12 protein-coding genes are annotated in these 13,955 nt (G+C 57.7%); 2 read left to right on the forward strand and 10 right to left on the reverse strand.

The annotated features are described in order from the left end of the window. Positions 1 to 65: 65 nt before the first annotated feature. Genes JQ616_RS28325 through JQ616_RS28350 form a run of 6 tightly spaced genes read right to left on the reverse strand, consistent with a single transcriptional unit; the run spans position 66 to position 6,585 of the window. Positions 66 to 872, reverse strand: coding sequence for an ABC transporter permease (locus tag JQ616_RS28325; RefSeq protein ID WP_212020320.1), 807 nt, complete (start codon positions 870 to 872; stop codon positions 66 to 68). Continuing rightward, the gene (locus JQ616_RS28330; RefSeq protein ID WP_212020323.1) at positions 869 to 1,648 is read right to left on the reverse strand and encodes an ABC transporter ATP-binding protein; all 780 of its coding nucleotides are present in this window, start codon (positions 1,646 to 1,648) and stop codon (positions 869 to 871) included. The genes JQ616_RS28325 and JQ616_RS28330 overlap by 4 nt, the downstream gene beginning before the upstream one ends. Beyond that, positions 1,645 to 2,721: an ABC transporter substrate-binding protein gene (locus JQ616_RS28335; protein WP_212020325.1), complete on the reverse strand. Its 1,077-nt coding sequence runs from the start codon at positions 2,719 to 2,721 to the stop codon at positions 1,645 to 1,647. Before JQ616_RS28335 ends, JQ616_RS28330 begins: the two co-directional genes overlap by 4 nt. Then, the gene (locus JQ616_RS28340; RefSeq protein WP_212020327.1) at positions 2,718 to 3,065 is read right to left on the reverse strand and encodes a hypothetical protein; all 348 of its coding nucleotides are present in this window, start codon (positions 3,063 to 3,065) and stop codon (positions 2,718 to 2,720) included. The genes JQ616_RS28335 and JQ616_RS28340 overlap by 4 nt, the downstream gene beginning before the upstream one ends. 8 nt (positions 3,066 to 3,073) lie before the next feature. Continuing rightward, a complete protein-coding gene (gene purU, locus JQ616_RS28345; protein WP_212020329.1) occupies positions 3,074 to 4,048 on the reverse strand; it encodes a formyltetrahydrofolate deformylase in 975 nt (324 codons plus the stop codon). A gap of 59 nt (positions 4,049 to 4,107) precedes the next feature. Further along, the gene (locus JQ616_RS28350; protein WP_212020889.1) at positions 4,108 to 6,585 is read right to left on the reverse strand and encodes a GcvT family protein; all 2,478 of its coding nucleotides are present in this window, start codon (positions 6,583 to 6,585) and stop codon (positions 4,108 to 4,110) included. A gap of 263 nt (positions 6,586 to 6,848) precedes the next feature. Between JQ616_RS28350 and JQ616_RS28355 the strand changes: the two genes are divergently transcribed. Continuing rightward, positions 6,849 to 7,472 (forward strand): helix-turn-helix domain-containing protein, encoded by a 624-nt coding sequence (locus JQ616_RS28355; RefSeq protein ID WP_212020331.1) that lies wholly within the window; start codon positions 6,849 to 6,851, stop codon positions 7,470 to 7,472. Here JQ616_RS28355 and JQ616_RS28360 read toward each other — a convergent pair. Beyond that, positions 7,469 to 9,046 (reverse strand): class I adenylate-forming enzyme family protein, encoded by a 1,578-nt coding sequence (locus JQ616_RS28360; protein WP_212020333.1) that lies wholly within the window; start codon positions 9,044 to 9,046, stop codon positions 7,469 to 7,471. The genes JQ616_RS28355 and JQ616_RS28360 overlap by 4 nt on opposite strands. A gap of 344 nt (positions 9,047 to 9,390) precedes the next feature. Here JQ616_RS28360 and JQ616_RS28365 point away from each other — a divergent pair, with 344 nt between their 5' ends. Further along, complete coding sequence (locus tag JQ616_RS28365) at positions 9,391 to 10,248, forward strand: IclR family transcriptional regulator (RefSeq protein ID WP_249137372.1); 858 nt, start codon at positions 9,391 to 9,393, stop codon at positions 10,246 to 10,248. Here JQ616_RS28365 and JQ616_RS28370 read toward each other — a convergent pair. The 3 genes from JQ616_RS28370 to JQ616_RS28380 all read right to left on the reverse strand — a co-directional run bounded on the left by JQ616_RS28370 (position 10,226) and on the right by JQ616_RS28380 (position 13,848). After that, complete coding sequence (locus tag JQ616_RS28370; protein WP_212020335.1) at positions 10,226 to 11,323, reverse strand: acyl-CoA dehydrogenase family protein; 1,098 nt, start codon at positions 11,321 to 11,323, stop codon at positions 10,226 to 10,228. The genes JQ616_RS28365 and JQ616_RS28370 overlap by 23 nt on opposite strands. Before the next feature lie 22 nt (positions 11,324 to 11,345). Next, complete coding sequence (locus JQ616_RS28375; protein WP_212020336.1) at positions 11,346 to 12,494, reverse strand: acyl-CoA dehydrogenase family protein; 1,149 nt, start codon at positions 12,492 to 12,494, stop codon at positions 11,346 to 11,348. A gap of 148 nt (positions 12,495 to 12,642) precedes the next feature. After that, positions 12,643 to 13,848: a CaiB/BaiF CoA transferase family protein gene (locus JQ616_RS28380; RefSeq protein WP_249137374.1), complete on the reverse strand. Its 1,206-nt coding sequence runs from the start codon at positions 13,846 to 13,848 to the stop codon at positions 12,643 to 12,645. Between the last annotated feature and the right edge of the window lie 107 nt (positions 13,849 to 13,955).

Raw genomic sequence — 13,955 nt, forward strand, 5'->3', positions numbered from 1 at the left:
CGTTTTGGGATGCCCGACACTGAACCGACGGTTGCGCTGTGTGATAGGCTGACTCACCGCATCGATTAGCGTTTCCAGCGCAACGCGTAGGATTCGAACACATTAAGCCCGGAGTTGACTATCACTCCGATCGAGGCAAGCAGAACAAGTCCTGCGAAGACACCCGGAGTGTCGAACATTCCGGAAGCTTGCGCGATAAGGAAGCCGATACCACGGTTGGAGGACATGAGTTCACCGACCACCGTTCCGATGAGCGCATATGGAACGGAAACCTTCAAACCCGCCAAAACCCAAGACATGGCCGAAGGCACAACGACATAACGCAGGAGCTGCGCCTCTTTGCCACCCATGATGCGCAGGGAATTCAGAAAGATAGGGTTCACTTCGCGCACACCCGAGTACGTGTTCAAAAAAACCAGAAAGAATACGACGATGCCACTCATCGCGATCTTGGATTCTATCCCGATGCCGAACCACATGATGATGAGGGGAGCGAGCGCGATCTTAGGCAAACAATAGAGCGCGGTAATAAACGGATTGAGCACGGCAGCAACCAACTCATTGCGCCCGAGCGCAAATCCAAAGGCAAATCCGCAAATCGCGCCTACCACAAAACCGATCGCCGTCGCGGACAACGTATAACCGAGATGAATGGAGAGCATCCCGCTGGCTGCCCATGAAACGAGGCGAGCCCATACCTGGACTGGCGAGGAGATGAAAAATGGATCGATGAATCGACCCGAGACAAACTGCCAGGTCGCAAGAAGGCCGATCCCAACGGCGAATTGCAGAATCAAGATGCGAGCCCGAAACTTGAATTCACCCGAAAAGCTGACGGTTGGCTGAGCCGGCTCCACGACATCGTTCATCATGACCGCTCCTCCACGATTTCTGGGGCAAGAAGTTCCCACAATTTCTCGTAAATGACCTGATAGCGAGGATCGAAACGCAGCTTGAACACGTCCCGCGGCCGGGGAATATCAATGTGCTCTATTGCCTTCACGCGGCCAGGCCTCGCGCCAAAAATGACGATGCGATCGGCGAGTGCGATCGCCTCGCCAAGATCATGGGTCACGAAAATGATCGTCTTCTTGGAGCGATCGTGAAGCTTGGCCAGTTCGCTCTGCATTACGAGCTTGAGCTGCGCGTCAAGCGCCCCGAACGGCTCGTCCATCAGGATGGTCTTGGGATCGTAAGCGAGAACTTGCGCCAGCGCGACCCGTTTTCGCATGCCGCCAGATAGTTCGTTTGGAAAGGACGATCCGAAACCGGCGAGACCAACCGCGTTGAGCAGCTCTTCGCTGCGCTTACGACGCTCCTCCGCCGGAGCGCCGCGAAGTTTGAGTGGAAGCTGAATATTATCGTCTGCCGTACGCCACGGCAGTAGGCTGTCGGCTTGGGTCATATAGCCGACATTGGTATTGGCGCCTTTGACGGGTTTGTCGCAATACAGGATCTCCCCCGACGAAGTGGGAATCAGACCGGCGACCATATTCAAGAGCGTTGATTTTCCGCATCCGCTTGGTCCCACGAAAGCGACGAATTCACCGTCTTCGATTTCTAAACTAACCGGTCTTAGCACCTCGCGGATAGTGCTTCGTGTGGCGAACGTTTTCGACACACCCTGGATTTTGATTGTCGCTGTCATCTGACGACTCGCTTCGCATGGGCGTCTGCGAATTGCTGGTCCGCCCAGTCCCTGAACGCGAAGGTCGATGGGATGCGATCGTCAACGCCCGACATCGTCTGGCGATTCATGAATTCCACAGTGCGCCGGAATTGCACTTCGGTCGGCCGTGGGTCGGACATATAGATTTTTGAATTATTGGCGAACGCCTGCTTGAACAGATTGGTGTCGAGGTCAGAGAAGAAGCCGGCGGCCCATTCGGAGTAGACTTGCGGATGGTCGCCGATCGTCTTCAGCGCTCGCGCAAGGCCTCGATAGTAGGCATTCAAATCGGCCGCCCGCTCCTTGATGATGCGATCTGTTGTCGCAACTGCAATGTAGAGGAAGTCTTCGAAGAAGGGGGGCGGTCGTGTCGACATATCGAGGAGATACGCTGCACCGAAATCCCGTACCGCCAGATCGGACGTCGGAGAGGATAAGCCGAAGCCGTCGATCGATCCCTGCTTGAGTGCGGCGAGCATCGCGGCCCCGCCACCTCTTACAGGAACCAGCTGAACATCGGTCTCCGGATTGATGCCATTTTCAGCGAACAAATATCGAAAAAGCGAATCGGGCGCACCGCCCGCCCCTGTTGTCGCCAGTTTCAGCCCCTTAAGGGCAGCAACACGGTCCGCTACGGGCGAGTCTAACGTCACCTTCCTTTCCGCAAGAACCGATTTTCGTACAACGATGTGGCTGGCATACTTATTTACCATGCCGGCGATTAGTCGCACCGGCTGCCCCTTCATCTGCACACGCATTGCCTGGTCGGGCGGTGTCAGTACGATGTCGGCAGATCGGCTGAGGAGCGCGTCGATGTTTGGTGCTCGCTCGGTTGCCACAACCGCGACCTCAAGATTCTCATCGCGGAAAAAGCCTTTGGCGATCGCGAAATCTTCCGGCGCCCATAGCCAGGATTTCGACGTAGAGCGAAAGCTGGTAATCTTGGAGGGCGCGGCAGCGATTGCCGGAACCGCAAGAGTGGGCGCAGCGGCGAGACTTGCCAGTCCAGCAGTCCGTTTTAAGAGAGTTCGCCTGGAAAAAGTGGCGGTCATTTTTCCTCCTTTGCGCCAGCCGGATTTGGAGTTGCAATGCCAATGCCCGCGTTCTTTCCCGTGCCTCTTACGGGCACTTCGTCAGATCGCGTTTCGTGAGCCGCTCGCGTATTTCCGCCAACAGACGCTCTCGCATTGTGCCCGGGTGTTTTGGGCACCTGATTGCTGCTCGAAAGAGCTTTTCCAGCGAGGACGACGGCGAGATCCGGCCGGATCCCTTCTTGATTGGCAACGGCAGAACGGACATTGCGACGCACCCCCTCCGCAGCGGCTTTGCGGTCGATGGCGGAAGTCGTCGGCGATGGTCCGTTAGTTACCTGCCCGCCCTCAATGTTCGGGGTCATGTTCATGCTCACCGGAACACAAGGGTACGATTGCCGTTAAGGAGCACCTTTCGCTCCACATGAAACTGGACGGCCCGCGCCAGGACGACGGCTTCCACATCGCGGCCGATCGCGGCGAGTTCGTCCGGCTCAAGCGCGTGATCCACACGGGCAACGTCCTGCTCGATAATCGGGCCTTCGTCGAGGTCTGCTGTCACGTAATGCGCGGTTGCGCCGATCAACTTCACGCCGCGCGTGTGGGCCTGGTGGTAGGGCTTTGCACCCTTGAAGCTCGGCAGGAACGAGTGATGGATGTTAATCACTCGCCCCTCAAGCGTTCTGCAGAGATCGTTGGAGAGAACCTGCATATATCGCGCCAGGACTACGAGATCGATGCGCTCTTGCTCGATCAGCTCGAGGAGTCTGGCCTCCTGAACAGACTTCGTGTCGGGCGTGATCGGAAGATGATGGAACGGGATGTCGTGTGAAGCAGCCATGCGATAGAAATCGCGATGGTTCGATACGATGGCCGGGATTTCCACGTTGAGTGCGCCGCTGGCGTAACGAAACAGCAGGTCGTTTATGCAGTGACCAAACCGCGACACCATGATCAGGAGACGGGGCTTCATTTTGCAGTCGTGCAGTTGCCACGCCATGCCGTAAGTGGCAGCGACCCCGGCAAAATCAGATTGGAGGTCCGACAGCGCAACCGTTTCTTGCGCCGACACCGAGACTCTCATGAAGAATGTCCCGGTGGATCGATCCGAGAACTGGGCGCTGTCCAAAATGTTGCACCCGTATTCGACCAGAAAGCCCGATACAGCATGGACGATACCGATCCGATCGCTGCATGAGAACGTCAGGACGAAATCGGGTTTCGTCCCGGATGCGCGCGAAAGCTTAGTGGATCGATCGATGCCAATAGCTTCCAGACGATGGTCGGCAAACGGCGGCGGGCCATTCGGCGACACGTGAGGTTCTCCTATCGCTTCGTTCAGTGTCATGGTGCCGCTCGGAGCCTTGGAATAATGTAACGCGCGGATAGGATCGGCATGGATGGCCCCTACGAAGCTGCGGCTAGCGCAGGGGCTGGCTCTTCGCTCAGCTCCTTAACCCGCCTGTTGCCCGGATCGTAGAAGGGACGCAGCGAGACCTCCGCCGGTACCCGCTCTCCGGCAACTTCGATCTCGTAGCCGCCACCGTTAACGAACGCCGCATCAACGTTTGCCCCGCGGTTTTCGACGTAACCCATGCCGAGGGGCTTGCCGATGGTATGCCCGAACGTGCCCGAGGTGACGCGGCCGATTAACACGCCGTCCCGCCAGATAGGCTCGTTGTGGTAGATAAGCTTGTCGGAGTGGCTCAGGGCAATTTGAACAAGTCGACGCTTCAACCCTTCATCCTTCTGGCGTTGAAGTGCATCTCGCCCGACGAAACCACCCGCCTTCGACCAGGAAACCGCGAAACCCAATCCGGCTTCCAGCGGCGTGTCCTCGTCCGTGATGTCGTGGCCCCAATGGCGATAGCCCTTCTCCATTCGGAGGGAATTCATCGCGTGATATCCGGCGAGCCGCATCCCGACGGCCGCACCCTCCTCCTTCACTGTGTCGAAGACACCCTGCGCGAATTCTGTTGGGATATAGAGCTCCCATCCCAGTTCGCCTACATAGGTGATGCGACTGGCACGCGCCCGCGCATAGCCGATGTCGATGAGTTGCGAAGTAGCGAATGGAAAGGCCTCGTTGGAGAGGTCCGCGTCGGTGAGGCGGGATAGTACATCTCTCGACCGTGGCCCCATCAAGCCGAGCACAGCATAGCCAGAAGTGACGTCGACCGCGACTGCACGCGCGCCGTCCGGAATATGCCGCTGGAGCCAAGCCAGATCACGGGTTTGAGTAGCGGCAGCCGTGACGATCAGAAATTGCGTTTCACCGACACGTGTAATCGTCAGATCAGCCTCGATGCCACCGCGATGGTTTAGCCATTGCGTGTAAACGATCTGGCCAACCGGCACCGAGACGTTGTTGGCGCAAACCTGGTTGAGAACGGTTTCGGCGTCTGCACCTTCCAGGATATATTTCCCGAATGACGACTGATCGAATAGCCCAGCGGATTGACGCACTGCCTTGTGCTCGTCGGCAGAAAATTCGAACCAGTTTTGGCGACCGTAGCTATATTCGTAGCGAGCTTCGGTACTCGTGGGAGCATACCAATTTGGCCGTTCCCATCCCGCGAGTTCGCCGAAGCAAGCTCCTTGCGCGAGCAGACGGTCATGCAGCACGGAGCGACGGACACCGCGGGCTGTCTCTGGCTGACGGTATGGCCAATGCATCGCATAGAGTAGTCCAAGTGCCTCGACCGTGCGGTCCTTCAAATAGCGGTGGTTGCGCTGGAACGGCATCATTCGTCGGATATCGACGTCCCATAGATCCATTGGAGGGTGACCATCGATGATCCAGTCTGCGAGCACCTTCCCAGCGCCTCCAGCAGAGCTGATGCCGATCGAATTGAAGCCAGCTGCAACGAAATGATTCCGTACTTCGGGGGTCTCGCCCAGCAAATAACGGTCATCGGGCGTGAAGCTCTCCGGTCCATTGAAGAAAAGCTGGATGCCAGTTCTGGCGAGCGCCGGGACACGGCGGATCGCCGCTTCCAGTAGCGGCTCAATATGCTCGAAATCGTCAGGAAGCGTGTCGAATGAAAACGATTCGGGAATTCCGCTCATTCCCCAAGGCTTCGCCACCGGCTCGAACCAGCCCACGAGCAATTTGCCCGCATCTTCTTTGAAGTAAGTACACGCATCGGCGTCGCGGAGTACCGGCGAATGTTTCGGCAGATCGGGAACGCCTTCGGTCACGATATAAAAATGCTCCGCCGCATGCAGCGGCACGGTCGCGCCAACGGACGCGGCCAGCTGACGAGCCCACATGCCGGCGCAATTAACGACGTATTCGGCCGTGATCTCGCCGTCCGATGTTCGCACCCCCTTAGCCCGCGCATTGTCGATGATGATATCGGTGACCTTGACGTTCTCGAAAATGCGCGCGCCCCGCCGTTTGGCCGCTTTTGCGAGAGCTTGTGTCGTGTCGATGGGGTTGGTTTGGCCGTCTTTCGGCAAGTACACTGCGCCGACGAGATCGTCGGCGACCATTAATGGCCATAGCTCGCTCGCCTGCCGAGGCGTCAGGATATCGGCCTCAAGGCCGAAGCATCGCGCCATGGAGGCGCCGCGCTTCAATTCCTCAAAACGTCCCGCGTTGGACGCCAGCGCCAGCGAGCCAATCTGGCGAAAGCCCGTGGCTTGTCCAGATTCCTGCTCCAATGCACTATAGAGTTCGGCGGTATATTGCGCGAGGCGCGTCAAGTTGTACGTCGGTCGAAGCTGGCCGACCAGTCCTGCAGCATGCCAAGTTGTGCCCGAAGTCAGTTGTTTGCGCTCAAGCACTACAACGTCGGTCCATCCCCTGAGCGTCAAGTGATACGCTACGCTGCATCCCACGATGCCGCCGCCAACGATGACGACCTGGGCCTGTTTCGGCATTTCCGCCACGTGTTCGCTCCCACTTTCAGGACGACGTCGGTCGCCTTTTGTGAAATTCCACCATTATTTTTCACATTTGTGAAGTAAATTTTCACGGCAGTTCGCGATGAAACCCTGGGCAGAAGGGTCACCAGACATGCATTTTTCTTGAAAATCCTCAGGATTGAGTCGAAAACAGACGGAAATTCACTTATGGAACTGATTTTACGAATGTGGAAAATGAGCCAAAATATTCACATCAGTGAATCTCGGGACGAGACGTCATGGCTGTAAGATCGTTGCGGTCATCTGACGAATGGACCGCAAAGCCGCCTCACCCTGATCAAATCGATCCGGAAGCAGCGATCGGCGGACAGCTTCGCGATCTTCGGAAGCTTAAGAACCTCACGCTCCAGGAGGTCGCCAGGAAAGCCGATATTTCGGTTGGCTATCTCAGCCAGATCGAGCGCAATCAGTCGAAACTGCCCATCGGTGTCCTCAAGAAGCTGAGCGACGTCTTGGGCGTCCACATGAACTGGTTCTTCCAGGGCAACGCACACAGCGCCCCCGAAGAACGGGATCTGATTGTTAGGAAAGCCCACCGGCGCCGGCTGACGTTCACCGGACTTGGCATCATCGAAGAACTCTTGTCGCCGAACCTCAGCGGCCCGCTCGAGCTGCTGATGAGTACAATCGAGCCGGGCGCTGATAGCGGTGATTACAGCCACGACGGCAGTGAGGCTGGCATTGTTATATCCGGAACGCTCGATCTCTGGGTCAACAATCAATTCTTCCGTCTGGAGGAAGGCGACAGCTTCTCATTCAGCAGCACCAATGTTCACCGTTGCGGCAATCCGGGTAAGGCTCCTACAAAAGTAGTCTGGGTGATCACTCCGCCGCACTACTAGGTGGGCGCACGGCGGTAAGCGTCTCGCAGTTCGCGCTTCAGTACCTTCCCAATGGCGCTGCGAGGCAAACTTTCAAGGATATCGATACCAAAGATGCGTTGTGCCTTCCCCAAGCGAGAATTCGCCCAGCCCTTCAACTCATCCCGCGAAGGTGTAGCCCCGGCTCGGAGGACAACAAAACCAAAGGGAGTCTCTCCCCACTCCGCGCTTGGCACGGCGACGACCGCAGCGTCAATTACGTCGGGGTGCGATAGTAACACTTCCTCGAGATCAGTGGCGTAGATATTGAAACCACCTGAGATGACCATGTCTTTCTTACGATCAGAAAGATGCAAAAAGCCATCACTGTCAAAATAGCCCATGTCTCCAGTCTTAAAGAACTCTTTGCCGGTCGCATCGCGCCAAATAATGGCCGCCGTGGCGGCCGGACGGTTATGATACCCCTTCATCATGACGCGTCCTCGGCAGGCGATCTCTCCGATCTGGCGCTGCGGCAACTCATTCCCGTCATCATCGAGAATTCTATATTCCGCACCGAAAGCAGGCTTTCCGACCGTGTCGAGCTTATCTCTATTGGCCGTGGCATCGAGCATGCAAAGGCCACCGCCCTCTGTCATGCCGTAGATTTCAAGCAGCTTTCCCGGCCAACGCTCTACGATCTCGCGCTTAATCGTGGTGCGAAGCGGGGCTGACGTGCAACTCTTGAGTTGGAAGGAGGAAAGGTCCCGCCCAGAAAAACTAGTATCCGCTAGCAACCGCTCATACTGGACAGGTACCAGCATGGTGTGGGTGATGTGCTCGCTTTCGGCCAAGTCGAGGTAGGCCACCGTATCAAACTTGCGCATAAGCACGATCGTCCCGCCAAGGCCCATTGTGGGAAGAAAGGCGGCAATGGTCAAATTGGAGTACAACGGGGTTGCCAACAGGGTACGACAACCGTGGCCGTAGCCGAGAGAAGCCATAAGATCGAGGTTTGCCGTTCGCGCGGCATGGTCATGAACGATCCCCTTCGGCTCACTCGTGGTGCCTGACGAGTAAATGATGTTAAAATCCATCTCTGGCGTAATAGGCACGTCTACGGGCTTGTCGGAGGCCTTGTTCATCAGTTCTTCGTAGGACGCCCAATCTGTGGCCGCAAAATCAATAGCAACGGCCTTACCCAATGCCATCGGTGCAAGGTCGTTGGGGAATACTCCGGCGAGACTCCGATAATCGCTTGAGATGAACAATGCTTTTGCGCCGGCATCGCGAATCATGTTGATGAGCTGATCTGTGGAAGCCATAGGCGACAAGGGCACTAAGCAGCAGCCCGCGCGCAGCACGCCCAGAAAGATCTCAACATAGGCTGCGCTAGGTGAGGCAAGGATGGCAACCTTGTCCTTGTTCGGCTCAAGGCCTCGCGACAAGAGCAGATTCGCAAGCCGATTTGCTCGAGCGTTCAGCGTGCGCCAGTTGATCCTTTGGCCCTCGAAAACAACCGCCTCGCCGCTTGGTCGCAGCCTTCCGTGCTCCGCTACTCGGGCGCTGATGTCGAAAAAGGCCGGCCGATCTTGCGTCGTTGCAGCCGATGACATTTGAGCTAATCCTTCCTTCAAAGTGGCGACGGATCCACACCCGATCCAGCGCAATAGAAATGTGCTGCCTCAAAGACGCGTGATGTTCTGGTACGCATGACGCGAACCCTATTCCTGTATCTTGAGCGACGGAAGAGCCAACCCTTCTTGCGGATGGCACGGGAGAGAGCGAAATTCCACTACACGAAATCCTGCTCAAGTAAGCCTCTCAACCTTCGCTAGCCTACAGTCTAAGGCGCCCGGAAGAGCGCACAAGATTACGATGCGAAGCGCGGCCGTCCCAGTTGGACCTGGAGCTCCCGTCGTGCCAGAGGGCTGTCTCCACCGTTGCATCCGACACCAATTTGCTGTTCTTCTTCGGCATGAAACCGCCGAGGCGAGACGTCAACAAATCTCCGGAGGACGACCAAGTTACCCAAGCGACGAGCTATGGCCCGCCGGCCATGGGTTCCGTCAAGTCGGCAGGACGGGTACTCCGGATTCTCGAGTTCTTTGATGAAATCCAAAGGGAGGCACGGGTCTCGGAGATCGCCGAACGGCTTTCATTCCCTCAGTCTTCCACCTCGATTCTACTGAATTGCCTCGTTGATCTTGGGTACATGGATTATCTGCCAGAGAGCCGTTGCTTCCTTCCATCGCCGCGCGTGACTTTGCTGGGCACATGGCTAGACAAGGGGCCGATAAGAAACGGCAGCCTGATCAGGATGCTGGAGGAGATTTCCCACAAGACCGGCGATACGGTCATCGTTGCCGCCCGCAATGGAATCTTCTCGCAATATATCCACGTGCTTCAGGCGCGGTCGGCGATGCGTTTCCACATCCCGCATGGGACGCGGCGGCTGGTGGTTCGGTCAGCAACGGGTTTTGCGCTCCTAACAAAGTGCCCCGATAGCGATATACGAGCCTTATGCACCCGCACCAATGCCGAGGCGCCCGCCGGACAGGCACGCGTCGAATTCGATCACGTACTCGAAAGCGTCCGGCAAACACGCCGCGACGGTTATTACTTCTCACCCGGTCTTGTAACAGCCGGAGCGGGCTCCATCGCTGTCCCGCTGCCGGACGGTATCGACGGGCGCGACCGAGCCATAACCGTTGCCGTAGCTGGCATTCTCGATGACATAGCACGACGGAAGGATAGTATCGTTACATCGCTGCGCGAGCTTACGGCACGTTATCTTACTCGCGCGCCGTCAAGTTAGGCCGCGGCGGCATTCCTCCGTCTGTAAGAAGCGGCCAGAAACTTTCGCCGCCAGCGGCGCAAATCATGCTGCCGATCCTTGCCTGCCAATATGATTCCGAGCCACACTCGTCGCGCCATGCCCACAGGCGGCGTGTTGCAAAATGCAGGGGGTGCTCTTGGGTAAAGCCCATCGCGCCGTGAACCTGATGGCAAACCGCTGCGACGAGTCCTGCAGCTTCACCGCACCGGGATTTAGCAATCGCAACGGATAAGGTGTCGTCGCCCAATCGTTCAAATTCGAATAACGCATCCGCAGCCGCGGATGCGGCCGCAAAATGCCCCGCGGCGACTGCCAACATGTGCTGAACGGCCTGAAATTTTCCGATCGCGCGACCGAACTGCACCCGTTCGTTGGCATACGCCAAGGCGTAGTCCATGCAACGTTCCATGCCGCCGATCATCTGCTGAGCGCGGATCGCTGCCCCAAATGCCAATAACCCATCCGTACCAAGGTAGTCCGGAGCCAGGCGAACATTATTCGCAGCCAACTCCACACCGTCGAAGCACATCTCGTCCCGTGGCTCATAGGCAATGTTGCGGCGGGTCTTTTTCGGGAGAACCTTCGCCGGAAGCGTCCGGCAAAGGACCCCCCTGCCGCTTCCGTCTCGAGCATACAGCAGCGTGGTCGACGCCTGCATCCCCCACGGCACATTATGCGCCGTACCACGCAGCACCACGCCTCCGTCACTTGGCGTGGCGACTAAGCAATCCTGTGGATTGACCGGCGCGAGCGTCGCCGTGCCGTCCAGCGGATCACCACCGGCATCCGCCCAAAGCCGATTAGCGACTATCGTTTCCGCCAGTGGCAGCGGTACCGAATAAAAGGCGGCGCGTCGGATGAGACTGCCTACTGTGCCGGGCGCAAGACCAACGCCGCCAGCAGCTTCCGGCACCAGGGCCAGCGGGAGACCGGCGTCCTCTAGCGCCTTCCAAAGTGGAGCGGGCCACTTGCCGCCGTCAGCTTCCGTCAGAAGGTTCTTGTTGACGTGTTGTTGGAACAGCCGGTCAGCCTGTTCCAACACAATTGCGGACATCTCTTCTATCACGGGTAACCTCTCATCGTAGGCCAAGGCCCCGCGCGATCATCCCCCGCAGGATTTCCGGCGTGCCGCCGCGAATCGTGAACGACGGCGCATGTAACAGAACAGTGGCAAGCGCCTGGGAATATTCGTCGTCATCATCGAGACTTGGTTCCACCGGCAACAGCTTGCGCACGATCTCCGGAATTTCGCGTTCGAAGGCGGTGCCGGCATCCTTAACGAGCGCGGCCTCCGTGACCGGGCTCTCGCCCCGCTCCAGCAGGCCCGCGACGGAGGACGACATCCTCCGCAGCGCCGCAAAATGTGCAACCAAACGCCCGATCTCGATGGCCTGTCGCTCACTCGGCGCACGGCCGACGTTCTCGATAAGCTCAATCAACAACCTGATATCGGACATGAAACGGTCTGGACCGGCGCGCTCGAACGCCAGTTCGCCAGTCACGCGCGTCCAGCCTTCGCCCGGTCTTCCGATCATCATGTCATCCGGCACGAAGCAATCTCGGAAGAACACTTCATTAAATTCGTGGCCTCCCGCCAGATTCAAAATCGGTCGGACTTCGATGCCGTCCGACGCCGTCTCCACAATGAATTGCGACAAGCCGGCATGACGGTCTTGGCCAGGCGCTTCGGTGCGCGCCAACACAATCAGATAATGCACTCGGTGCGCGTTAGACGTCCAGATTTTCGCGCCGTTGATCAGCCAACCGTTCTCGCACTTGTGAGCCCTGGTACGAACGGCTGCTAGATCCGATCCGGAATCCGGCTCACTCATACCGATGCCGAAATAGCATTCGCCGGCCGCGATGCGCGGCAAGATGAGCCGCCGCGCGCGTTCGCTGCCGTGTCTGAGAATCTGCGGTCCGGATTGCCGATCGGCGATCCAGTGCGCACCGCCAGGCGCGCCCGCGACCAGCATCTCCTCGGTCACCACAAAACGCTCAAGATTGGAATATTCGCCGCCGCCATACTGGCGGGGCCAGGTCATGCCGATAAAACCAGCGGCCGCTGCGCGGCGACTAAATTCGGGATCGAAGGTTGACCACGATGTGCGGTGCGCTGCGTAACGGGCGTGCGCCCGCTCGTCGTCGAGGAAGGCTCGCACCTTTCGTCGCATCGCCTGCGCCGCGGGCGGCAGGGTCAGGGATTCGAACCTAAACGCCCGCATGTGTAACTCCTCCGGCTGAATGTTCTTTGAGAGATGACCTGAGTATTGACAAACTCTGGCACGACAGACTGTTGCGTGCAGTCTGCTCGTTGAAGTCCAGGATGACTACGCCGCAATCTTGCTCGTAGGCCAAGGTTTTGGACACCACTCACTCGCTTTCTTGGAACTGTGTTTTGACGTCCCGATTCGGAGCGGAGGACATACCAATCTCCGTTAGCAACTCCGCAGTGTTTTCGCCCAGCCGCGGCGCGTGACGTCGAATGCGGAATGGCGACGAACTGAATGAAACCGGCGCACGGATGGTCTTGTACGTGCCCTCGGTGGGATGCTCGGCCTGACCGAACATCCCTACGGCTCTCATGTGCTCATCGTCCGGGAGTTGCTCAAGGCTCAGTACCGGCATGCAAGGAATACTGACTTCATCGCAGAACGCCATCCATTTTGAAGTCGAATGGGTTGACGCGACGGCGTCGATCAATTCGTAGAGTTCTTCGAGATGCGCAACCCGCTCGGTCAGGGGATAAAAGCGCGCCTCCATCTTTAACTCCGGCCTCCCGATGAAGTCGAAGAAATCGCGCCAATTCCGATCTGAATAGGGCAGAATGCAAATATAGCCATCAGCAGTGCGGAATGGCTTCCGACGTGGGCTGACGACACGGACGTAACCCGTCGGTCCAAGCGCCGGTTCGAACGCAAAGCCGAGCAAGTGTTCGATATAGGCGAATTCCGCAGTAGTCTCAAACATTGGCACTTCGATTGCCTGACCGCCGCCGCCGCGTTCGCGCTGAAACAGTGCGGCGATGACTGAATAGGCGACGGCCTGGCCGACGAGCTTGTCGCATAGCACGGTGGGCATAAAAGCGGGTTCGCCGCGGGCCGCCACATGAAGCGCGGCAAGGCCGGAGCCGGCCTGGATGATATCATCATAAGCCGCCTTGTCGCGGTACGGTCCCGTCTCTCCGAAGCCGTAGGCGCCGCAATAAACAATGTCAGGTTTGATCGCGCGCACAGCATCGTAGCCGAGCGCTAACTTCTCGATGGCCTTCGGACGCAGTGAGTGTATGAACACGTCGGCCGTGGCGAGCAGCTTCTTCAACGCCGCCATTCCGATCCCCTGCTTAAGATCGAGGACGACGCTTCGTTTGTTGCGGTTAAGGTGCAGAAAGCCGCCGGCCATACCTTCGTGCCTGTTAGGACGATAGCCGCGGAAGGAATCCCCCTCTGCGCTCTCGATCTTGATCACATCGGCGCCCATATCGGCCATGATATGGGTCGCAAATGGCCCCATGATTACATTGGTCAGATCGACAATGCGAATGCCGCCTAAGGGGCCGTCCGTCGGTGTCGCGTCCATATCAGCTAACCTTATTGCAGAAATTCCTCAGTGCTACGATCCAACAGAATCGCAAGCATCTGCGGTGTCACAAAAGTCTTGTGAAGCATCCTGCGCCGTCCCGCTTT

This window comes from Bradyrhizobium tropiciagri, assembly GCF_018130545.1.
Taxonomy (GTDB): Bacteria; Pseudomonadota; Alphaproteobacteria; order Rhizobiales; family Xanthobacteraceae; genus Bradyrhizobium; species Bradyrhizobium tropiciagri_A.